The sequence below is a fragment of the Terrabacter koreensis genome, assembly GCF_054783315.1.
This window is the reverse complement of sequence record NZ_BAAGQU010000015.1, coordinates 45,314-66,828: the sequence shown is the minus strand read 5'-3', so window position 1 is coordinate 66,828 and position 21,515 is coordinate 45,314. Positions and strand designations below refer to the sequence as shown.

Here is a 21,515-nt window from a genome sequence, read left to right as displayed (position 1 = left end):
CACCGTCGCTCCGTGCCGTGCCGTGCGGAAGTGAGCACTCGACGTGCCCTTCTCGTCGAGTGCTCACTTCCCGACGTGCCCTTCTCGTCGAGTGCACACTTCCCGACGCCCCGCGCCCCTTCTCGTCGAGTGCTCACTTCCCGACGCCAAGCGCCCCACCTCGTCGAGTGCACACTTCCTGATAGCCCGCCGACGGGTGACCAAGCCCGCACCCGGGCGGGCACGGGACGGCATACGCGCGCTGGTAGCGTCGGAGCGTCCAGCGCCACACCGATGTGAAGGGTCCATCCCGTGAGCACTACCCCCGTCAAGGTCGCCGTCACCGGCGCAGCCGGCCAGATCGGCTACTCCCTGCTGTTCCGCATCGCGAGCGGTGCCCTGCTCGGGCCCGACACCCCCGTGGAGCTGCGACTCCTCGAGATCACCCCGGCGCTCAAGGCGCTCGAGGGCGTCGTCATGGAGCTCGACGACTGCGCCTTCCCGACCCTCGCCAAGGTCGAGATCGGCGACGACGCCAACAAGGTCTTCGACGGCGTCAACCACGCCCTGCTCGTCGGTGCCCGCCCGCGCGGCCCCGGCATGGAGCGCGGCGACCTGCTCGAGGCCAACGGCGGCATCTTCGCCCCGCAGGGCAAGGCCCTCAATTCCGTCGCCGCTGACGACGTGCGCGTCACCGTCACCGGCAACCCGGCCAACACCAACGCCCTCATCGCCATGAGCAACGCCCCCGACATCCCGACCGAGCGCTTCTCGGCCCTCACGCGCCTCGACCACAACCGGGCCATCAGCCAGCTCGCCGCCAAGCTCGGCGTGCCGGTCACCGAGATCAAGAAGATGACGATCTGGGGCAACCACTCCGCGACGCAGTACCCCGACCTCTTCCACGCCGAGGTCTCCGGCAAGAACGCCGCCGAGACCGTGGGCGACCAGGACTGGCTCGCCGGCACCTTCATCCCGACCGTCGCCAAGCGCGGCGCGGCCATCATCGAGGCCCGTGGCGCGTCCTCGGCCGCCTCCGCCGCGTCGGCCACCATCGACCACGCCCGCACGTGGGTCGAGGGCACCGCCGACGGCGACTGGGTCTCGATGGCCGTGCGCTCCGACGGCTCCTACGGCGTCGAGGAGGGGCTCATCTCCTCCTTCCCCGTCACCGTGAAGGACGGCCGGTGGAGCATCGTCCAGGGCCTCGACATCGACGAGTTCTCCCGCGGCAAGATCGACGCCTCGGTCGCCGAGCTCGCCGAGGAGCGCGACGCCGTCAAGGGTCTGGGCCTGATCTGAGGGGCCTGATCTGAGCCCACCCCGCACACGTCGAAGGGCGTCGGTCACCACACGGTGACCGGCGCCCTTCCGTCTTCCCAGGCCACCCGGCATACGCAGTCGACAACAGCAAGCACAGGTCGCCTTGAGCGAAACGCGATCCAGCCGAAGATCCGCTGGCACGATGGGCGGCATGCAGGGAGGCCGCGTAGCGGGGCTCGATGCGATCAGGGGGCTGGCCATCCTGCTCGTGATGATTCGCCACGCCTGGCCCGGCCAGTTCGGGGGCGCTGGAGTCGTGGGTGTCACCGTCTTCTTCACGCTCTCCGGCTATCTCATCACCGGCATCATCGTCCGGGATGTCGTGCTCCGCGGAGGTGTCGACTACCGGCGCTTCTACGTCAACCGCGCCTTGCGGCTGCTGCCAGCCCTCGGGCTCATGCTCGTCTTCTTCGTCGGAGTCGAGCTACTCATCGGACCCGACGGTGGGACCGTGCATCTGTTGGTCGGCACCCTGACGGGGCTGTTCTACATCCAGGACTTCGTGCCGTTTCTCAGCTACCCGGGCATCAACCACCTGTGGACGCTGGCGGTCGAGGAGCAGTTCTACCTCGTGTGGCCGTTACTGCTGACGTTCTTCCTGCGCCGCGGGCGCGTGAACCGCCTGTTCGCGGCGGCCGCCGGCGTGTGCCTCGCGAGTGTCGTGGCATCGATGCTGGTGCTGACACGCTGGTTCAACGTCGAGGCGGTCTACCCGCTGCCCAACAACTGGGCAGTCGCGCTGCTTGTCGGAGGCGCCTCCTACGTGCACCGGGACCTCCTCTTCGAGAGGGTCTTCACTCCCGCGCGACGAGGGCCGTGCGCCGCTCTGGCGTTGCTCGTGCTGACCGGACTCAGCGTCTGGCCGGATGCCAAGGCAAACCCTGCCACCTACCTCGTGTGGCCGTCGCTGATCGCGGCGTGCACCGTCGCCTTGGTCTTCCTCGCCCTGCGCGACAAACCGACGCCGAGGGTGCTGCGGCCGATCGTCGGACTGGGTGTCATCTCGTACGGCGCCTACCTGTGGAACGGGCCCCTGAGCACCTGGACGCAGGAACGGCTGGGCTGGCCGCAGCAGTGGCACTGGATCGGCATCGTGCTGACGGTGGCGGCAGCCATCATCAGCTGGGTCGCCGTCGAAGGGCCGGCGCTGCGGTGGAAGGCGCGGCTCAATGGTCGCCGGCGTGAGCTCGCCGAACGGGAGTCGTCGCCGCTCTCCCGGTGATCGAGGGTCAGTTGGCAGTGCGGGTGACGGCCGTGCGCGCGGGCACGTCGGCGTTCAGGTTGACTGTGGCCGACGCGATGAGGACGCCCAGGCCGAGCGCGACCAGGATCGCGACGTCGAGGGAGCGCGAGCGCACGTTGAGGCCCCCGGCCTTGCGGGCGGGCCGAGCCACGAGCCGGATCACCGCGCCGATAAAGAACGCCACCGCGACGATGCGGCCGCCCCACCGCACGTCGAGGAACGAGATGACGAGCACGCCCGCCGCGGCGAGACCCGCGACGAGATACCACCAGCTGAGGACGACGAAGCCGCTACCTCGCCACTGCACAGGCGGTCAGGCCCTCAGGCGCCAGCGGCGCGCGAGGCCTCGGCGGCCTCGACGATGTTGGTGAGCAGCAGGGCTCGCGTCATCGGGCCGACCCCGCCCGGGTTGGGGCTGACCCAGCCGGCGACCTCGGCGACGTCGAGGGCCACGTCGCCCGCGATCTTGCCGTCGACGCGGCTCACACCCACGTCGAGCACCGCGGCACCGGGCTTGACCATCTCCTTGGTGACGATGCTCGGCACGCCGGCCGCCGCGATGACGATGTCGGCCTGGCGCACCTCGGCGGCGAGGTCCTTGGTGCCGGTGTGGCACAGCGTGACCGTGGCGTTCTCGCTCTTGCGGGTGAGGATGAGGCCGAGCGGGCGGCCCACGGTGAGACCACGACCGATGACGACGACCTTCGCGCCGGCGATCGGCACGTCGTGGCGGCGCAGCAGCTCGATGCAGCCCATCGGCGTGCACGGCAGCGGCGCCGGCTTGCCGAGGGCGAGCCAGCCGAGGTTCATCGGGTGCAGGCCATCGACGTCCTTGCTCGGGTCGACGCGCGAGAGCAGCGCCATCTCGTCGAGCCCGGTCGGCTGCTGCACGAGGAAGCCGGTGCAGTCGGGGTCGGCGTTGAGCTCGTCGATGACGGCCTCGACCTCGGCCTGCGTGGCCGTGGCGGGGAGGTCCCGGCGGATGCTCGTGATGCCGATCTCGGCGCAGTCCTTGTGCTTGGCGTTGACGTACCAGTGACTGCCCGGGTCGTCGCCGACGAGCACGGTGCCGAGGCCCGGGACGATGCCCTGCTCGCGCAGCCGAGCGACCCGCTGGGTCAGCTCGACCTTGATCGCCTTGAGGGTGGCCTTGCCGTCGAGGATCTGTGCCGTCACGGTGCACATCCTGCCACCCCGGACCGTGCCCGGTCCGCACGACCTCGGGAGGCGGCGCTCAGTCGCCGACGAGCCGCATGAGCTCCTGCACGTTGCGCTCCCACGTCATCGACTCGGCGCGGCGGCGTAGGGCTCGGCCACGTCGCGCCCGCTCCCCAGGGTCGGTGACGAGGTCGTGCAGCGCCTCGGCGAGCCGGTCGGCGCGACGCGGGTCGACGTAGACACCCTCGGGGCCGAGATACTCCGGGATGCCACCGCTGCAGGCCGCCACCACCGGCAGCCCCGACGCCATCGCCTCGGTGACGACCTGCCCCGCCGGCTCCTGCCAGTCGACAGGCATGCAGAAGACGTCGGCGTCGGCATAGACGGTGGGCAGTGCGTGCCGGTCGACGAAGGGGGTGAACTCGACGAGGTCGCCGAGCGGGGCCGCGGCCTGCCGCAGCTCGCGTTCGTACGCCGAGAGCCCCTCGGTGGGGCGCAGCCCGGACGAGCCGACGATCCGCACCCGGAAGTTGCGCGTGGTCCGAGCCAGTACGCGTGCCGCCGCGACGAGGTTGTGAGCTCCCTTGTGCGGCACGACGTTCCCGACGAAGAGGATCGTCGGCGGCATACCTTGTCGGTCGGCCGGCCGGCCTGACGGGGAGAAGCAGCCCGTGTCGACGCCGTTGCGCAGGACATGGAGGTTGTCGGGTCTCGAGCCGAGCCGCTCGACGACGGTCTCAGCGAGGTAGTCGCTCACGGCCACGGTCACGTGGGTGCGCGCGATGACGCGACGGACCTCCGCGGGACGCCACGACCGGAAGACGTCGTTGCCGAGGTGCAGCACGATCTTGCCGTCGAAGTCGCGAGCGAGCCGGTGGGTGATCGCGCCGGCGTAGTTGTAGACGACGAGCGCCTTCGCGTCGGCGGGCACCGCGCCCAGGGCGTCGCGGTGAAAGCGGGCCACGAAGGGACGACGCCCCAGCGTGAGACCGCACGCGGCGTCGAGCCGGCGTTCGACGTCGGTGAACCACTCGCGCGCCGGCGAGCGGGTCGACGCGTAGCGCACGAGCGTGCCCTCCGGATAGTCGTGCCGGCGCCGATCGCTCACGACGACGTAAGTGCGCCCACCCATCGCCTCGTGCGCCCTGGCCTGCGCGCGGATCTTCGTCGACATCGCGTTGCCCGTCTTGGCGGAGTACTCCGAGAAGACGTAGGCGAGCTGCGCGATGGGAGTGACGACGGGCACCGTGGCAGCCGCGGCGGTCTCCCCCTTCCTGGCGTGCTCCATCGGCCTCCGTCCTGCCCCTCCCCGCCCCGAGCCACGTGGCACCTCGGCGACGCTCCGAGGCCACGCTCCGAGGGTAGGAGACGACGGCCCGCGATGGGTGCAGAACGGACGACCGGGCCACCTCCGCACCTCGGCGGACGTGGCCCGGACGGCCGGAGCCGAAAGCGCTCAGGTCACTTCAGGTCACTGAGCGGGACGTCGGGATCGGTGAGGCGGGCGCGGTCGACGATCGTGCGGTCGCGCACGAGCCGCTGCACGTCGTCGATGGTGTCCCAGACGTTGACGTGCATGCCCGCGAGCACGCGCACGCCGTCACCCTCGGGCAGCACCCAGAACGCCATGAACTCGTTGCCCTTCGGGTCGCCACGGAGCACGACCTCGGCGCCGCTGCCGCGCGGCACGTAGCCGGCGTACTCGAGGCCGATGTCGTACTGGTCGGAGTAGAAGAACGGGATGGGGTCGTAGGTGACGTCCTGGCCCGCCATCGACCGTCCGGCCGCGAGACCGCCGTCGTGTGCGTTGGCCCAGTGCTCGACGCGCACGTTGGTGTCGAGCGTGGTGCTGCGCCAGTTCGCGACGTCGCCGGCCGCCCACACCCCGTCGGCCGACGTGCGCAACCCCGGGTCGGTGACGATGCCGTTGTCGGTCGTGATGCCGGCGCCGTCGGCGAGCCCGGTGTTGGGCGTGATGCCGACGCCCACGACCACGGCGTCGGCCGGCACGGTGTCACCGGACTTCGTCACGACGCCGGTCGCGGAGCCGTCGCCCTCGATGCGCTCGACGCCCTCGCCGAAGCGGAACTCGACGCCGTGCCCGCGGTGCAGGTCGGCGAACCACCCGCCGACCTGCTCGCCCATCACGCCGAGCAGCGGGGCGGCCTGCGGCTCGATGACCGTGACGCTCGCGCCGGCCTCGGCCGCAGCGGCGGCCACCTCGAGCCCGATCCAGCCGGCGCCGACGATGACGATGCGAGCGTCCTTGGTGAGGTGCTTCTTCAGCTCCTGCGACTCCTGCAGCTCGCGCAGGTAGAGCACGCCGTCCAGATCAGCGCCCGGCACGTCGAGCGCGCGCGCCGACGAGCCGGTCGCGAGCAGCAGCTTCTCGTAGCCGAGCGTCTGGCCGTCGGCGAGGCTCAGCGTGTGGTTGGCGGCGTCGAGCGACGTCGCCGCGGTGCCGAGGTGCAGATCGACACCGTTTTCGTCGTACCAGTCCTTGTCGTGGGTGAAGGCGCTGTCGGGCTCGTCGTCGCCCTTGAGCACACCCTTCGACAGCGGCGGCCGCTCGTAGGGCAGCCGGTCCTCCTCGGCGACGAGGGCGATGCTGCCCTTCGTGTCGCTCTCACGGATTCCCTCGATGGCCTTCGCCGCGGCCAGCCCACCGCCGACGAGGACGTATGCCGTGCGGTCCTGCTCTCCGGACGTGTCAGTCGTCATGTCCACACCTTCACACGCCGACCGCCCCGCGGGAAGCGAACGCCCCCACCAACTCGAGTGCTCAGTGCCCGACCCCACCAACTCGAGTGCTCAGTTCCCGACACCTTGCCAACTCGAGTGCTCAGTTCCCGACGTCGCTCCGCGTCGGGAGATGAGCACTCGACGTGCGTTGTGCATCGAATGTTCAGTTTCCGGCGTCGCCCCGCGTCGGGAAGTGAGCACTCGAACAGGACCTACCGTCGAGTGCTCACTTCCCGACGGCGGCCGCACGAAGGAAACTGAGCAGTCGACTGGGATTACGGCCGGGTCAGGAGGTCCAGGCGCGCCAGAGGGCGGCATACTCCCCGCCGCGAGCGACCAGCTCGTCGTGGCTGCCGAGCTCGGCGACCCGACCGTCGATGACGACGGCGATGCGGTCGGCGTCGTGGGCGGTGTGCAGCCGGTGCGCGATGGCGACGACGGTGCGCCCGGTGAGCAGCGCGTTCATCGAGCCCTCGAGGTGGCGGGCCGTGCGCGGGTCGATGAGGGACGTCGCCTCGTCGAGCACGATCGTGTGCGGGTCGGCAAGGATGAGTCGTGCCAGCGCGATCTGCTGGGCGCGACCCGGCGTCAGCGCGTGGTGACCCGACCCGAGCTTGGTGTCGAGCCCCTCGGGCAGCCGCTCGACCCAGTCGAGCGCGTCGACGGCACGCAGCGCGTCGCGCACCTGGTCGTCGGTGGACCCCTCGCGGGCGAGCACGACGTTGTCGCGGACCGAGCCGATGAACACGTGGTGCTCCTGCGTGACGAGGGCGACCTCGGTGCGCAGCTGGTCGAGCGGCAACGACGTCAGCTCGACCCCGCCCACGGTGACCGAGCCGGTGCGCGGGCCGTGGATGCCGGAGAGCAGGCGCCCCAGCGTCGATTTGCCCGAGCCGCTCGGGCCCACGATGGCCAGCCGCTCACCCGTCGACAGCGACAGGTCGATGCCGTGCAGCACGTCATGGTCGGCGCGGTAGGCGTAACGCAGGTCGGAGCCGACGAGCTCTGGGCCGGAGGGCTGCTCGTCGCCGGGCTCGCGGTCGGGCGGCACCGTGGCGATGCCCAGCAGGCGCGTGGTCGACGCGATGCCGACCTGCACCCGGTCGACGGTGTGGACGAGCATGTCGAACGGGCCCCACAGCGCCTCGGTGTAGAGGATCGCCGTGGTGATCTGCCCGAGCGAGGCCCAGCCCTGTGCGTAGCCCACAGCACCGAAGAGCAGCACGAGCACGCGCGGCAGGCTGAACGCGACGTCCATGACGGCGAAGAGCAGGTTGCGCAGCGTCATCGTGTAGCGCTCGGCCTGCCCCGACACCTCGATGTCGTCGTCGCCGCGGCGCAGCCGGTGGCCGGCCAGGCCCAGCGCCTCGACGGTGCGGGCCCCTTCGACGGTCTCGGTGAGCGTCGTGTTGATGCGTGAGTAGGTGCCGCTCTCGGTGAGGTACCCCTTGGGCGCCCGCCCCAGGTAGCGGCGCACCTGGATGAGCGCCAGACCCATGAGGATGATCGACGGCAGCGACAGGGCCACCGAGTTGCTCACCATCGCGACGAGGGTCAGCACCACCGTGATGGTGGCGACGATCGACTCGGGCAGCGCCCAGCGCACGCTCTCGCTCATCGTGCCGACGTCGCGGGTCACGCGCGTCACAAGGTCGCCCGAGCTCGCGCTCTCGACCCGCGAGAGCGGCAGGCGCAGGATCGCGCGCACGACGTACTCGCGGGCCGCGGCGAGGACGCTCTGCCCCAGCACGGCCGAGGACGTCTTGGCTGCGAGCGTGAACACGCCCTGCACGAGGACGAGCCCGGCGACCACCAGGGCCGCGGTGTTCGCGCCGGCGAGCGCCGCGTCGACCCGGCCGGCCTGCACGTCGGTGACGGTCGAGTCGACGAGCTCGCCCAACAGGCGCGGCACGAGCAGGCCGGCCGTGGCCGCGAGGGCGTTGGCGACGACGACCGCGACGACGAGCAGCCGCTCCTGGCCGAGCAGCCGGCCGATGAAGCGCACGACGCTGCGGTTGTCGGCGATGGGCAGGCCCTTGCGGGCGTTCATCGTGTCGGCGACGAACTCCTGCGCCCGTCGCTCGCGCAGCAGGTGCCGACGCCGCAGCGCCGACAGGCGTTCGGCGACGCTCGCCGCCTCGGGCGGGCGCAGCTCGTCGGGCACCGCGGGCACGTTCGCCGCACCGTCCCAGGTGCGCGCCGACTCGGCGGCGAGCTCTGGCGGCAGGAGCGAGACGTGCGTGGGCGACGGGTCGGGCGAGACGGCATACGTGCTCGTCGCGGTGCCGTCGGGGCGGCTCATCGGGACTCCTCGGAGTGGTGAGCGAGGACCGACACGTCGCCTTCGCCGCGCACGACGACCGAGCGGTATGCCGGTGAGTCGGCGAGCAGGTCGGCGTGCCGACCGCGCGCGGTGACGACGCCGCCCTCGAGCAGGACGATCTCGTCGGCGTGGTGGAGCAGCAGCGGCGAGGCGGTCATCACGACGGTGGTGCGCCCTTCGCGGTGGGCGCCGAGACGCTCGGCGATGCGGGCCTCGGTGTGGGCGTCGACGGCCGACGTGGGCTCGACGAGCACGAGCACGTCGGGGTCGGCCGCGAGCGCGCGCATGAGGACGAGCCGCTGACGCTGCCCGCCGGACAGGCCGCGCCCGCGCTCCTCGAGCTCGCCCTGCCAGCCGCCAGGCAGCGCGTCGAAGACGTCGTCGGCAGCAGCGGTGTGCAGGGCGCGCTCGGCCTGCTCGAGCGTGAGCCGGCCGAGCGGGTCGACGGCCGAGCGCAGGGTGCCCGCGAAGACCTGGGGCGACGTGTCGCTCACGAGGATGTGGCGGCGTACGTCGTCGAGGGGCACCTGCGAGAGGTCGACCCCGTCGACGGTGACGCCCCAGGGTTGCCGGGCGCGCTCCTCGTCACGGCGGGCCTGCTCCTCGCGGGCGACGGCGCGGGCAGAACGCTCGCGTCGGGCGGCACGGCCCTTGAGCTCCTCGGGGATCTCGTCGCTGACGAGCGCTCCCTCGTCGCTCGGCAGGTAGCGGCCGAGCCGGTCGGCGAGCGCCGCGGAGTCGTCGGGCACGGCCGACACGACCATCGTCAGGATGCCCGGCCGGATCACCGCGCCGGACGCCTCGTCGACGATGTCGCCGCCAGTGCGCAGGGCTTCCGGCTCGTCGGGGTGCACCCACGGGGGCCGCTGGCCCAGCACGGCGATCGCCTTGCGCGCCGAGACCACCGAGCGCGTCCACTTCTGGGCGAACTCGACGAAGGTGCGCATCGGCTGGATGAGGAAGAGGCCGTAGCCGAGGAAGCTGACGAGCTCGCCGACGGTGAGCCGGCCCTGGGCGACCTCGCGGGTGCCGAGCCACATGAGCGCGACCACGAACCCACCCGAGAGCAGCACTCCGACGGACTCGACCGCGGCCAGCCAGCGGCCGGCGGAGACCCCCGACTGACGCACGCGCTGGGACTGGCCGGCGTAGTTGCCGCCGAAGGTGTCCTCGCCGCCGATGCCACGCAGGATGCGCAGGCCGCCCACGATGTCGGTCGACATCGAGGTCAGCTCGGAGTTGCGCGAGCGCTCGACGCCCTGCCAGCGCTGCATCGGACGCAGCAGCGGCATGCCGAGGAGGACGAGCAGCGGCGCGGAGACGAGCACGAGGACGCCCATGCGTACGGACGTGGTGAGCACGATGCCGGCGACGACGAGATAGGCGACGAGCTGCGAGATGGCTCGCGTCGTGATCTCCATGAGCGCGCCGAACTGGTCGCCGTCGCTGCCGCTCACCGACAGCACCTCACCCGTCGGGGTGCGCCGCGTCAGCACGTGACCGAGCTGGAGAGCCTTGCGAGTGACGAGCTTCGTCGTGCCGTAGAGGGCGATGAGCCACTCGCGCACGATGACGGTGTGGAACGCGATGCCGCTGCACGCGCCGAAGAGGGTGACGGCCGCGAGCGCGAGCACCCAGCGCGTCGTCACCGCGGTGTCGCCGGCGACGATGCCGGTGTCGATGGCCCGACCCACCATCCACGGCCCGACCGTCTGCGGCACCATCCAGATGAGCGCGACGACGAGACCGGCGACGAAGAGCCCGCCGTTCTGGCGGACCAGCCACCACAGGAAGGCCCGCGGCGTGCGGGTGTCGGGCGCCTCGGCGCCGCGGTCGGTGTAGGCCCGGGTCTGGGGCGGGAAGTCTCGCATGGCCCGTCCACCCTAGGCCGGGCCACCGACACCGACCCACCGGTTTTTCGGCCGGCGGGTCGGCGTCGGTCGTGAGCACTCAGGCGTCGGTCACGTATGCCGTGGCGTATGCCGTGGCGTATGCCGTGATGGATGCCGTGGCGTGCGCTGTCACGGGGTGGGGTCGGCCAGGGCCGCCGAACGGATGTCGCTGTTGCCGAAGCGGGCCGACGTGCCGGTGCACTGCGTCGCGACGGCGGGCCGGGTGGCGGCCGGGTTCGTGTAGAGCGCTGCCCGGTACGCGTCGACCGCCGGGCAGTGGTCGGCGTCCCGGACGTCGTTCCAGACGGCCACGACACCGGTGCGGGAGGCGGCGGCATACACGTAGTCGCCGAGGAACTCGTCGGTCAGGGCGTTCGCGGATGAACCGCGTGGGTCCCCGACCTGCCCACGGGACAGCTCCCCGAAGCCGGTCAGCGCACCGCCGTCCACGTCACTGTGCAGCACCGAGCCAACGAGGCCGCGTGGCGTGGTGGTGTCGTTGCGGTACTGCGTCGTGAAGGCGTTGTACACGATGTACGCATCGGTGCCGTTCGGTGAGATGGCCGGTGCCGCGAAGACGGGACGGTCGCCCTCGGCGAGAGGCACGCTGTGCGGACCGTCGCGGAGGGTGCCACCGTTGCGCAGGGTCTCGACCATGAGCTGCTCGTTGTTCAGCCCCGCTGCCCCGTCCACCCAGGTCATGACGATCTCGTCCGTCGCATCGACGCCCGTCGGGGCACCGTTGGCGATGTCGACGCTCGGTGCCGACGCGAGGTCCACCCGGGCGCCGCCGAGACCGTCCATGACCGGCCGCCCCTGGACCGGGTCGAACACGCCGGGCCTCGTGACCTTCGCGATGAGCGTCGGGCCGGTGAAGTGCGTGCCGGCGTCGGTCGAGCGGTACATCGCCTCGTAGCTGGTCCCGTTCCTCGTGGCGATGCCGAACACGTACACGTTGCCGTGGCTGTCGGTGCGGACGGTGCAGCCGTCGGGCTGGGAGTTGACGCCGTTGTTCGTCGCCGGGCTCACCTGCCGGCTCGTCCACGTGGCGCCGCCGTCGCGCGAGACCGACACGATGAGCGGGGTCGGGAGGGCGTTGCCGCGGCTGTTGCTGCGGAAGGTCGCCCAGCACACGTAGGTCGTGCCGAAGAAGGGGCTGCTCGACGCGTTGTCCGACCAGATCTGCTCCTTGTCGGAGAAGGTCGTCGACGACTGCTTGGAGATGACCACGGGTGCCGACCACGTCGGGTTGTGCGTCGCCGACGCGCTGGCGGCGTCGTCGGTGTGCGACACGGCGATGGCCTCGAAGCCCTTGAAGGCTCCGGACCGGGGGAAGTTCGCCGCGAGGTTCGCGTAGTAGAGGCGCGAGCCGTTGTCCCAGGAGAAGTGTCCGGAGGCGTCGGGTCGCGGGCCGAAGGCCAGGGCCGGGTCGCCGTCGGAGGCGAGGCCGGCCTCGAAGTAGCCGGGGAGCGTGCCGATGGGGCCGACCACCGGCTGGCAGGCCGCAGGGCCGAGGCAGCCGCGCGCGCTCCAGCCGGTGTAGGTGGGCTGGACCCACGAAGCTCCACTGGTCGTGGAGAAGTAGATGCCGGAGACGCCGACGCCGTCGGTGAAGGGACAGGTCGTCGGATCACCGGCGGCGCATCCCTCCTCGTCGATCTCGTCGTTCGACCCGGCGGCCACGACCGTCGGCGCGTGCGCGTCGATCGCGACGGCGGGTTCGTTCTGCTTGTTCTGGGAGAAGGGCGTCACCGGGCTTCCGTTGCCGACAAGGGCGTCGGATGGCGCGGCGACTGCGACTGCGGCACCTGTGAGGGCGGTGGCCAGGGATGCCAGCGCAGCGGTGATGATTCGAGGTCGACGCATGGTGTGGTCCGATCATCGGGGGTGGTTGATGTCGGTCGTCGGCGTCGGCGCCCGCGGCGGCCACCTCCCAGAGTGCTCCCGCCCGGACGTCGACGACAAGACGTCCCCGCCCCTCCCGTCGAGTGCTCACTTCCCGACACACCCCCTCCGCTCGAGTGCCCACTTCCTGAGAGCGGCCATCCCCACCCCCAAGGCACTGGGCGCGGTTCTCCACAGACCGCGTTGCCAGCGTGGGCGCCCGGCGGCGGAGCGGGTCAGCCTCGGCGCCATGACCGTTTACCTGCCGTCCACGCCGTTCTCAGTCGTCCACGGGCGGGCGCTCGGTTTCACCGATCGTGAGCTCGCCGCCGACCACCTGGACCGTCCATTCCGAGGAGTTCGCTCCGTTGATCCGCCGACGACCCTCATCGAGCGGGCCATGGCACTTCGCTGCGTCCTGCCCGACATGACGGCGTTCTCTCACGTGACGTCAGCGCAGCTTCACGGCCTTCCGTTGTCCTACGCCCTCGAGGCCGATGACCGGCTGCACGTGTGTCGCCCCATTGACACGGCACACGTGCGCCGCAGCGGGGTGGTCGGCCACCGGGCTCTCCACCCCCGATCCGTCACCCGGGCGCACGGGCTGCCGGTCATCGCGCTGGACGACACCTGGGTCGATCTCGGTGAGCTGGTCGGGCGGGGCAAGCCGATGGGGTTGGACGATGCCATCGTTGTCGGTGACGCGTGCGCCACGGCCCTGAAGAGCGTCAGCCCGCTGAGGAAGGCGTTGGCGAGACGGGTCAGGCCTCGGGGCAAGAAGCTGCTGACGGAGGCGCTGGAGCTCATCCGCGTGAACTCCTGGTCGCCACGAGAGACACAGGCCCGGATCATGTTGGTGCGCGGGGGCCTTCCAGAGCCGACCCCCAACCAACCCGTCTACGCGTCCTGGAATCCGAAGGTGCTCCTCGGCTTCGGCGATCTGGTCTGGCAGTTCGACCTCCCAGACGGCCGCAAGGTTCGTGTCATCGGCGAGTACCAGGGCGCGGAGTTCCATTCCGCACCTGAACAACGGGCGCGCGACAAGACACGACGCCGTCGATTCACGCGCGACGGATGGACCGTCATCGAGATCTGGGCGGCCGACATGGCGGGAGCGAGCGCACGATGGGCGCTTGTTCGGCGGTTTGCCCACGAGCTGGGCGTGCCGGAGTCGGCCTTGACACTTCAGGACACCGATCCACACTTCTTCTCGCGCCATGCCATCGACGCTGCCATCGCGCGGGACGACAGGCGGCGGGCGCGCTGGGCTTGAGCGCGGACGGCGTGAGTGAGCACTCGACGGCGCACGGGCGTCGGGAAGTGAGCACTCGACGGCGCACGGGCGTCGGGAAGTGAGCACTCGAGGGGGTCGTCAGGCCCGGGCGGCCTTCGCGAGCGCCGACATCGCCTGTGTGAAGCACTGCTCGGGTGGGGTGACGAGCCCGGCCCCGACCTGTCCCGTGCCCGCGACGCGCCCGGCCATGCCGGTGTTGATCTGCGGGAGGATGCCGGTGCGCGCCACCGAGGTGACGTCGATGCCGGTCGGCGTGCCGCGGAACTCGAGGATCGGCACCTGGTAGGCCGTGTGCTCCCCCGTCGTGATCTCGTACATCGTCTGCGTGGCCCGCAGCGCGAACGGCACGTCGCCACCGACGAACTTCACGATGGCCGGGGCCGCCGCCATGGCGAACCCGCCGATGCCCGCCGTCTCGGTGATGGCCGAGTCACCGATGTCGGGGTTGGCGTCGTCGGGGCCGTAGGACCCGAGGAACAGCCCCTCCGGGGTGTTGGCCGGACCGGTGAACCACTCGTCGCCCGTGCCGGACACGCGGATGCCGAAGTCGGTGCCGTTGCGCGCCATGGTCGTCACCACGGACGAACCCGGGATGCCATGAGCGGCAAGGGTGCTCAGCTTGCAGGCGGGCATGCCGAGGTTGAGGAAGAAGTGCTCGTTGGCCCCGGAGAAGCGCACCGCCTCGGCGATGTCGCTCGACGGCGCGTCGGCGGTGATCATCGTCGGCAGCAGCTCGCGCAGCAGCATGAGCGAGCCGGCGCGGTTGCGGTTGTGGCCCTCGTCGCCCATCTGGAGCATCTGGGCGATGATCGCCTTGATGTCGATGGCGCCCTCGAGCCCGACTCGGGTGCGCACGGAATGCTGGAGGATCGGGCCGAGCACGGTGTTCATCCACCGCAGCCGGTCGATGACCTCGGGCCCGTAGGCGCCGTAGCGCAGCACCTTGCCGAGCCCCTCGTTGAGCGAGCACCACGACGTGTTGTCGTGCACCTCGTCGCGCAGCTCGTAGACCCACATCGACGGACTGATGACCCCCGCCATCGGCCCGACCGCGTCGCGGTGGTGGCACGGCTCGAGCGTGATGCCGTCGCCCTTCTCGAGCTTCGCCTCGGCCTCCTCAGCCGTGTCGGCGAGGCCCTCGAAGAGCATCGCGCCGATGAGCGCACCCTTGAGCGGCCCCGAGGCGCGGGCGAACTCGATCGGCGGACCCGCATGCAGGAAGGTGCCGCGTTCGAGTCCGAGCGCCTCCGACGCCGGTCGCACGTCGACGAGGTCGGCTCCGGCCGCGACCATCCGGCGCAGGGCCTCGGCGTTGGCCTCGTCGCGCCTCGGGTCGGCAAGCACGCGGGCGAGGTCACCGGACGTGCCGGCGATCGGCGGCTGCCACGCCGCCTCGGTGACCGCGACCGCCTGTGCCCGAAGCGCATCCGCGAAGAGGGACACGCCGACGGTCGCGACGGAGACATCCTGGGTGAGCAGTCCACCCAAGGGCTCGGGGCCTGCCGCTGCGGCCGGTTCCCCGGTTGCGTATGCCGTCTCGCCGGGTGTCGTCGGCACCGGCGCGGTCTGGTGCCCGAGCAGGTGGATGGCGTGCCGGGTCGCCAGCGCGTTGGACAGCAGCACGGTGGCGCCCGCGGCGGCAAGCGTCTCGGCGCACCGCTCCAGCCCCTGCGGGTCGCCCGTCGTGCCCGTGAGCGACACCACGACGGGCAGGTTCCGCGAGTCGGCGGCCGCCGTCTCGCGGGCGGCGTGGATGGCGTCGGCCAGCTCCGGGGCCGGGTCGGGGTGCGCGCCGTGCCCGAGCACGAGGTCGAGCAGCAGCACGCCGCAGGTGGGGTCGGCCGCCTCCGCGGCGATGCGCTCGAGGCGCAGCGACGGGTCGATCATCGGGTGGGCGCGCCCTTGGGTCATCGAGTCGTCGCCGAAGTCGATCACGACATGGCCGCTGTCGCGCAGGTCGGCACCGAGGGCGAGCTCGGGGCGCAGCGGGATGTTGGAGCGCACGTCGCCGAGGGACTCCGCGGCGATGAGCATCGCCTCGTCGGCGAGGGTGCCGCCGCAGAAGAGGCCGCGCAGCGACCCGGAGCCCACCTCGTCACTCGACGCCCCGGCCCACTCCGGCCAGTCGCGCTCGGTCGTGCCGCCCGGCCGACCGAGGGCCGACTCGACCGCAGCGGTGAGGTCGGGACGCCCGGCCCCCAGCGTCGCCCAGTGGACCGGCTTGCCCAGCCCGGCGGCATACGCCTCCAGGTCGGCGAGGACCTCGGGGGCCGGCGGCTTGGACACGATGAGGATCGACTCGGTGGCGGGGTCGGCGGCGAGCGCGGCGAGCGCCTGCCTCGTCGAGCGTGCAGCGACCGCGGACGAGAGGTCGCGACCGCCCACGCCGAGGCAGTGACTGATGCCGACTCCGGCCGCGTCGAGCAGGCACATCACCTGCTGCGCCCCGGTGCCCGACGCCGCCACCACGCCGACGGAGCCCTGCCGCACGACGTTGGCGAAGCCGAGTGCGACCCCGCCGACGACAGCGGTGCCGCAGTCGGGGCCCATGACGAGCACACCCGCGCGCGCTGCGGCGTCCTTGAGTGCCACCTCGTCCTCGGCGGGCACGTTGTCGGAGAAGACGAGCACGGAGATGCCCGCGCGGACTGCATCGAGGGCCTCGGTGACCGCGTGCTCACCCGGCACCGAGACGAGCGCGAGGTCCGCACCGGACAGCCTGATCGCACCACCGAGCGTGCGCGGCTGCGGCGCCTCCCCCAAGCCCGAACCGCCTGCGGCAGAGCGTTTCTGGGTCAACGCGCCCTCGAGAGCCGACAGCCCGGCAGCCACACCGTCCTCGTCGCCGCGGATCGCCACGACGAGGTCGTTCGGTGCCGAGCCCGGCACGTCGAAGCCCATGCCGCGGATCACCTCGAGGTTGAGCTCGGTCGCCATGGCGACCTGCGCCGCCTCGACCCCGGGCGCCGAGGCGACCGTGCGGGAGACCTGCATCAGGGTCACCGAGTCGAAGTAGGCACCGCTTCTCAGCTCGACGTGGTCAGCCACGGCAGGCTCCTTCCTGGGGGGTGGTCTCGAGGGAGGCGTCTAGGGCACGCAGGGTGCCGGTGACGCCGGACAGCAGGTCACGGCCGGACGAGTGCCCGATCGCGAGCACCCGGTCGACGAGCTCGGGTGCAGCGACGCCGGACACGAGGCCGGTGACGAGGCGCACGACGTCGGGGACGGCATACCCGGCGCCGGCCGCCACGAGGAGGGCGGCGGACAGGCTCGTCGTCGCGGTGAGTCGGGCGCGCACCTCGGCGAGGACGGCCGCGTGCGCCCGGCGCGCGCGGGGAGCGTCGACGGCGCCCAGGGCGAGCAGAAGTCCGCAGATCGCGTCGTCACCGCTGGGTGTCAGCCCGCGACCGGCGCCGAGGAGGCCGCGCACCCCGGCGTCGACGGAGCGCCCGGCGAGCGCCGCGGTGGCGAGCTCGTGGGCCAGGTCGCCGAGCACGCCCGGCTCGCGCAGGCCGGTCGGGGGCCCGGGGCGGCGCTGCGCAGGCCGCACGCGCGGTGGGTGCTGCAACCGCGCGGCGACGACGTCAGCCCGCGGAAGGCGTACGCGGCCCTGCCCGACGACGACGTGCGCGCCGGCCTCGAGACCCCAGTCGACCTCGGCCGCCGGCAGCGCGAGGCGCAGCCCGATCGGCAGCGCCAGAGCGTCGGAGGCGAGCAGCGCGAGCACCCGCTCGTGGGCGCCGAGCTCGACGTAGAGGCAGGTCGGGAACGCGGCCACGACGCGGCGCCGGCGCGGGGCACCGGCGACCTCGGCCGCCAGGAGGGGCGACATCGAGGCCGGCAGCAACGTCACGTCGAGCCCGTCGTCCATGGGGGCGTGCACCTCCCGCCGTTCCCGCGCGTATGCCGCACGAGTGCCCACGTACGGCACGGTCCGCCCGGCGCGGTCCGCTGACGTGACGCTATCCACGCGGCGTAGGGTGCGCTCATGGTGAAAGTTGCCAACGATCGGGCCCGTGCAGATGGGGACTTGCCAGAGGCAGGTCCCGGAGACGACGTGGTCGGGGGCGACAATGCGTTCGGCGACGGGGCGCCCGCCGCCGCGGGCCTCGACACACACGCGGTCGGCGGCGACGCGGAGGCCGAGGTGTCGGGCATCTCCCTGCGGCTGATCGCGGGGCTCGCGGCGACGGCCCACGGGTCGGTGCGCTCCGAGCCGAGCCGGCTCGACGTCACGGTCGACAGCACGGCGCCGCTGCGCACCGCCCTGCGCGACGCCTCGGCCGGAACCCGGCTGACCCACCGGCTGGTCCTGGCCGACGCCGCAGCCCTCGCCGAGCACGGCCGCGGCCTCCACGACGTCCTCACCGAGCTCGAGGGCGCCTCGGCCGCGGGGATCGTCGTCTCGGGGCTCACCGGCCGCACCGCGGCAGCCGTGGCCAAGGCCGCCGAGGCGACGGGCCTCCCGCTCATCGACGTGCCGCTCGACCACATGGCGACGTTCACCACCGAGGTGCTCACCGCGATCCTCGAGCACCAGACCGCCGTGCTGCGCCGTCTGGAGGACGCCGACCGGGCGCTCGTGCAGATCGTGCTCGCGGGCGGCTCGCTCGACGACCTCTGCGAGCAGGTCGTCGGCTTCCTCGACGGGGCCGTCATGGTGACCACCACCGACGGCCGGGTCATCGCCCGAGCCGGCTCGGCCCGCGAGCTCGAGCACGCCACGGGCCTCGAGTGCTTCGACCGGACCGGCCGCCTGCTCACCGAGAACGAGCCGATGGGGCCGCGACCCGACGGCCCGACCGCGAACCGGGCCGCCGTGCGCATCGTCGCCGGCCACCTCGACCACGGCGTGCTCATCGCCTTCTGCGCCCACCGGCGCCTGACCGTCGACGACGTGCGCCTCCTCGAGCGCGCCGCCACCGTGGCCGCGCTCGCCATCACCAAGGACCAGGCCGTCTCGGCGGTCGAGAGCAAGTACCGCGCCGAGTTCCTGCGCGACGCGCTCGCCGGCCGCGCGGGGTCTCCCGCCGAGGCCGTCGCGCACGCCAGCTCGCTCGGCTGGGACATCAACCGGCCGATGGTCGTCGTCGTCGCCGAGACCGACGAGGACGACGACCGCTCGACCCGCGACGCCGACGAGGTGCGCTTCCTCCAGCAGCGGTTCGCCCGCGCTTGGACGCACGCCGTCACGGTGCGCGACGCCCGCTCCCCCGTCATGGGCTTCAGCCGCGAGGTCGTCGCGCTCATCGGCGTGCCCCCGCGGGCCGACACCGACCAGGTCATGCGCGTCGTCGGCGAGTACGTCCGGGTCGTCCGCGGCGACGGTGGCGGCGGCCGGCGCAGCTTCTCGGCCGGCGTCTCGCGGCCGTTCGTGTCCGTCGCGTCCCTGCCCCAGGCGTACGACGAGGCGCTCTCGGCCGTCACGGTCGGGCGCCAGATGCACGGCGACGGCGCCCTCACCCACGTCGACGGCCTCGGCATCTACCGGCTGCTCGCGCTCATCCCCGACGGCGCCGACCTACGGCGGTTCGTCGCCGAGTCGCTGCGAGAGCTGGCCACCGACGAGTCGCCGGAGTACGCCGGGCTGCGCGAGACCCTCGGCGTGCTGCTCGACACCAACCTCAACGTCGCCGAGACGGCGCGGCTGCTCTTCTTCCACTACAACACGCTGCGCTACCGCATCGGCAAGCTCGAGAAGATCCTCGGCCCCTTCACGACCGACCCCGACCTGCGCCTGACCCTCGCCCTCGCGCTCAAGATCCACCAGATGCGCGGCATCTGAGAATCGAAAGAGCGCGCCACACCCCCACATCGAAAAAGCAATCCGTCCCGGTTCACGCGGTGAGCCGCCTCCCAGCGCTGAGGGGCGGATTGCTTTCTCGATGTCAGCCGGGCGGCAGGACGCCTCCGTGCGACATCGGACCCCGGTGAGGGGGTGCGAACCTCCACGGACCGCACGCGACCCCGACAAGTCGGGCAGACGGCATACGTCAGGTAGTGCCAGAGGCACTCCGTCGGCGTGTATCAACGTTTGACGAACGCAATCCCCTGATGTGGGAGTAGTTTTCGCCCATCCCGGAGTGGGACGTGACCCGCATCACCCGATGCGGCAACCATAGGAGTCGGAATGGCTTTGGGCTGGAAACTTCACGGGGACGGCAGGACCATGGGCCCCGACGACGTCGTCGCCCCTGACGAGCGGCTGTCGTGGGGCAAGACCGTGGGCCTCGGCGCCCAGCACGTCGTAGCGATGTTCGGTGCGACGTTCGTCTTCCCCCTCGTCATGGGGCTCAACCCGCAGCTCGCGATCATGATGAGCGGCATCGCGACGATCTGCTTCCTGCTGATCGTCAACGGCAAGGTGCCGAGCTACCTCGGCACGTCGGCGAGCTTCGTCGGCGGCGTCGCGGCCATCCGCGCGCAGGGCGGCACCTCGCAGGAGGTCACCGGCGCGATCCTCGTGGCAGGCCTCGTGCTCGCGCTCGTGGGCATCGCGATCCACTTCCTCGGGTCCTCGATCCTGCACAAGGTGCTGCCGCCGGTCGTCACCGGCGCGGTCGTCATGCTGATCGGCTTCAACCTCGCGCCCGTCGTGGCCAACATCTACTGGCCCCAGGACCAGTGGGTGGCGCTGCTCGTCATGGCGTTCACGATCATCTGCGCCGTCGCCTTCAAGGGCTTCATCTCGCGCATCGCGGTCTTCCTCGCCCTCATCTTCGGCTACATCATCTCGTGGATCTTCGACAAGGCCTTCGGCCAGATCACGAGCTTCGACGCCGGTGCCGGCAAGATCACGACGCACTTCCGCACCAACTTCGACAACCTCGCGAGCCAGCCGTGGTTCGGCCTGCCGCCGAGCACCGGCACGCTGGGCGCCGACGGAAAGCCGCTCGTCGGCATCCACGCCCCGTCGTTCTCGGTCGCGGCGATCCTCCTCGTGCTGCCGGCGGTCATCGCGCTCATCGCCGAGAACACGGGCCACGTCAAGGCCGTCGCCGAGATGACGAAGGCCGACCTCGACCCGTACATGGGTCGCGCCATCGCCGCAGACGGCGTGGGCACGGTGATCGCGTCGTCCGTGGGCGGCTCGCCGACGACGACGTACGCGGAGAACATCGGCGTCATGGCCGCGACCCGCGTCTACTCGACCGCGGCGTACTACGTCGCCGCGATCGTGGCCATCGTCTTCGGCCTCTCGCCGAAGTTCGGAGCGCTCGTGTCGTCGGTTCCCGGTGGTGTGCTCGGCGGCATCACCGTCGTGCTCTACGGCATGATCGGCCTGCTCGGCGCGAAGATCTGGAAGGAGAACGGGGTCGACTTCGGCAACCCGATCAACCTCGTCCCGGTCGCGGCCGGCATCGTCATCGGCATCGGTGACGTGAAGCTCGTCTTCACCGACAGCTTCACGCTGAGCGGCATCGCGCTCGGCACCATCATCGCCGTCGGGGCGTTCCACGTCGCCCGCGCCGTGGCACCGGCCGACCTGCGAGAACGCGCCGACGCGGCCGGAGGGACGATGATCTCGCTCGGCCAGCGCGAGGGTGACTACGGCGACGCCGACGGCATCGACGACCTCTACCAGGACGCGCCCGGCGGCCCGGACCGGCGCCGCTGACGCCGTCCGGACGCGACGCATCGCACGTCGCCGTGGGCCCTCGACGTCGAGTCGGGGGC

14 protein-coding genes are annotated in these 21,515 nt (G+C 71.6%); 5 read left to right on the top strand and 9 right to left on the bottom strand.

The window, feature by feature from the left end; genetic code table 11:
• The first annotated feature begins 291 nt into the window (after positions 1-291).
• Both ACYVNR_RS21295 and ACYVNR_RS21290 read left to right on the top strand, forming a co-directional pair.
• Entirely contained in the window at positions 292-1,281 is a 990-nt protein-coding gene (locus tag ACYVNR_RS21295) for a malate dehydrogenase (RefSeq protein ID WP_461050904.1), read from the top strand.
• A gap of 172 nt (positions 1,282-1,453) precedes the next feature.
• Positions 1,454-2,524: an acyltransferase family protein gene (locus ACYVNR_RS21290; RefSeq protein WP_461050902.1), complete on the top strand. Its 1,071-nt coding sequence runs from the start codon at positions 1,454-1,456 to the stop codon at positions 2,522-2,524.
• A gap of 7 nt (positions 2,525-2,531) precedes the next feature.
• Here the strand turns inward: ACYVNR_RS21290 and ACYVNR_RS21285 are convergent, their stop codons facing one another.
• The 7 genes from ACYVNR_RS21285 to ACYVNR_RS21255 form a co-directional block, all read right to left on the bottom strand.
• A complete protein-coding gene (locus ACYVNR_RS21285) occupies positions 2,532-2,852 on the bottom strand; it encodes a DUF3017 domain-containing protein (protein ID WP_461050900.1) in 321 nt (106 codons plus the stop codon).
• A 14-nt stretch (positions 2,853-2,866) separates the two neighbouring features.
• Entirely contained in the window at positions 2,867-3,721 is an 855-nt protein-coding gene (locus ACYVNR_RS21280; RefSeq protein WP_461050898.1) for a bifunctional methylenetetrahydrofolate dehydrogenase/methenyltetrahydrofolate cyclohydrolase, read from the bottom strand.
• 58 nt (positions 3,722-3,779) lie between these two features.
• Positions 3,780-4,991 carry a glycosyltransferase family 4 protein gene (locus tag ACYVNR_RS21275; RefSeq protein ID WP_461050896.1) on the bottom strand — a complete coding sequence of 404 codons (1,212 nt, stop codon included), beginning with the start codon at positions 4,989-4,991 and terminating at the stop codon, positions 3,780-3,782.
• Positions 4,992-5,164: 173 nt separating this feature from the next.
• A complete protein-coding gene (locus tag ACYVNR_RS21270; protein WP_461050894.1) occupies positions 5,165-6,424 on the bottom strand; it encodes an NAD(P)/FAD-dependent oxidoreductase in 1,260 nt (419 codons plus the stop codon).
• A gap of 307 nt (positions 6,425-6,731) precedes the next feature.
• Positions 6,732-8,747, bottom strand: coding sequence for an ABC transporter ATP-binding protein (locus ACYVNR_RS21265; RefSeq protein WP_461050892.1), 2,016 nt, complete (start codon positions 8,745-8,747; stop codon positions 6,732-6,734).
• Positions 8,744-10,639 carry an ABC transporter ATP-binding protein gene (locus ACYVNR_RS21260; protein ID WP_461050890.1) on the bottom strand — a complete coding sequence of 632 codons (1,896 nt, stop codon included), beginning with the start codon at positions 10,637-10,639 and terminating at the stop codon, positions 8,744-8,746. The genes ACYVNR_RS21265 and ACYVNR_RS21260 overlap by 4 nt, the downstream gene beginning before the upstream one ends.
• 150 nt (positions 10,640-10,789) lie before the next feature.
• Complete coding sequence (locus tag ACYVNR_RS21255; protein WP_461050887.1) at positions 10,790-12,526, bottom strand: sialidase family protein; 1,737 nt, start codon at positions 12,524-12,526, stop codon at positions 10,790-10,792.
• 268 nt (positions 12,527-12,794) lie between these two features.
• Between ACYVNR_RS21255 and ACYVNR_RS21250 the strand changes: the two genes are divergently transcribed.
• Complete coding sequence (locus ACYVNR_RS21250) at positions 12,795-13,817, top strand: hypothetical protein (RefSeq protein ID WP_461050885.1); 1,023 nt, start codon at positions 12,795-12,797, stop codon at positions 13,815-13,817.
• Positions 13,818-13,916: 99 nt separating this feature from the next.
• Here the strand turns inward: ACYVNR_RS21250 and ACYVNR_RS21245 are convergent, their stop codons facing one another.
• A complete protein-coding gene (locus ACYVNR_RS21245) occupies positions 13,917-16,886 on the bottom strand; it encodes a bifunctional FdrA/YlbE family protein (protein ID WP_461050883.1) in 2,970 nt (989 codons plus the stop codon).
• Complete coding sequence (locus ACYVNR_RS21240; protein ID WP_461050881.1) at positions 16,879-17,808, bottom strand: oxamate carbamoyltransferase subunit AllH family protein; 930 nt, start codon at positions 17,806-17,808, stop codon at positions 16,879-16,881. Before ACYVNR_RS21240 ends, ACYVNR_RS21245 begins: the two co-directional genes overlap by 8 nt.
• 60 nt (positions 17,809-17,868) lie before the next feature.
• Here ACYVNR_RS21240 and ACYVNR_RS21235 point away from each other — a divergent pair, with 60 nt between their 5' ends.
• Together ACYVNR_RS21235 and ACYVNR_RS21230 are read left to right on the top strand one after the other, a co-directional pair.
• Positions 17,869-19,623, top strand: coding sequence for a helix-turn-helix domain-containing protein (locus tag ACYVNR_RS21235; RefSeq protein ID WP_461050879.1), 1,755 nt, complete (start codon positions 17,869-17,871; stop codon positions 19,621-19,623).
• Positions 19,624-20,007: 384 nt separating this feature from the next.
• The gene (locus ACYVNR_RS21230) at positions 20,008-21,456 is read left to right on the top strand and encodes a uracil-xanthine permease family protein (RefSeq protein ID WP_045187492.1); all 1,449 of its coding nucleotides are present in this window, start codon (positions 20,008-20,010) and stop codon (positions 21,454-21,456) included.
• Positions 21,457-21,515 lie beyond the last annotated feature (59 nt).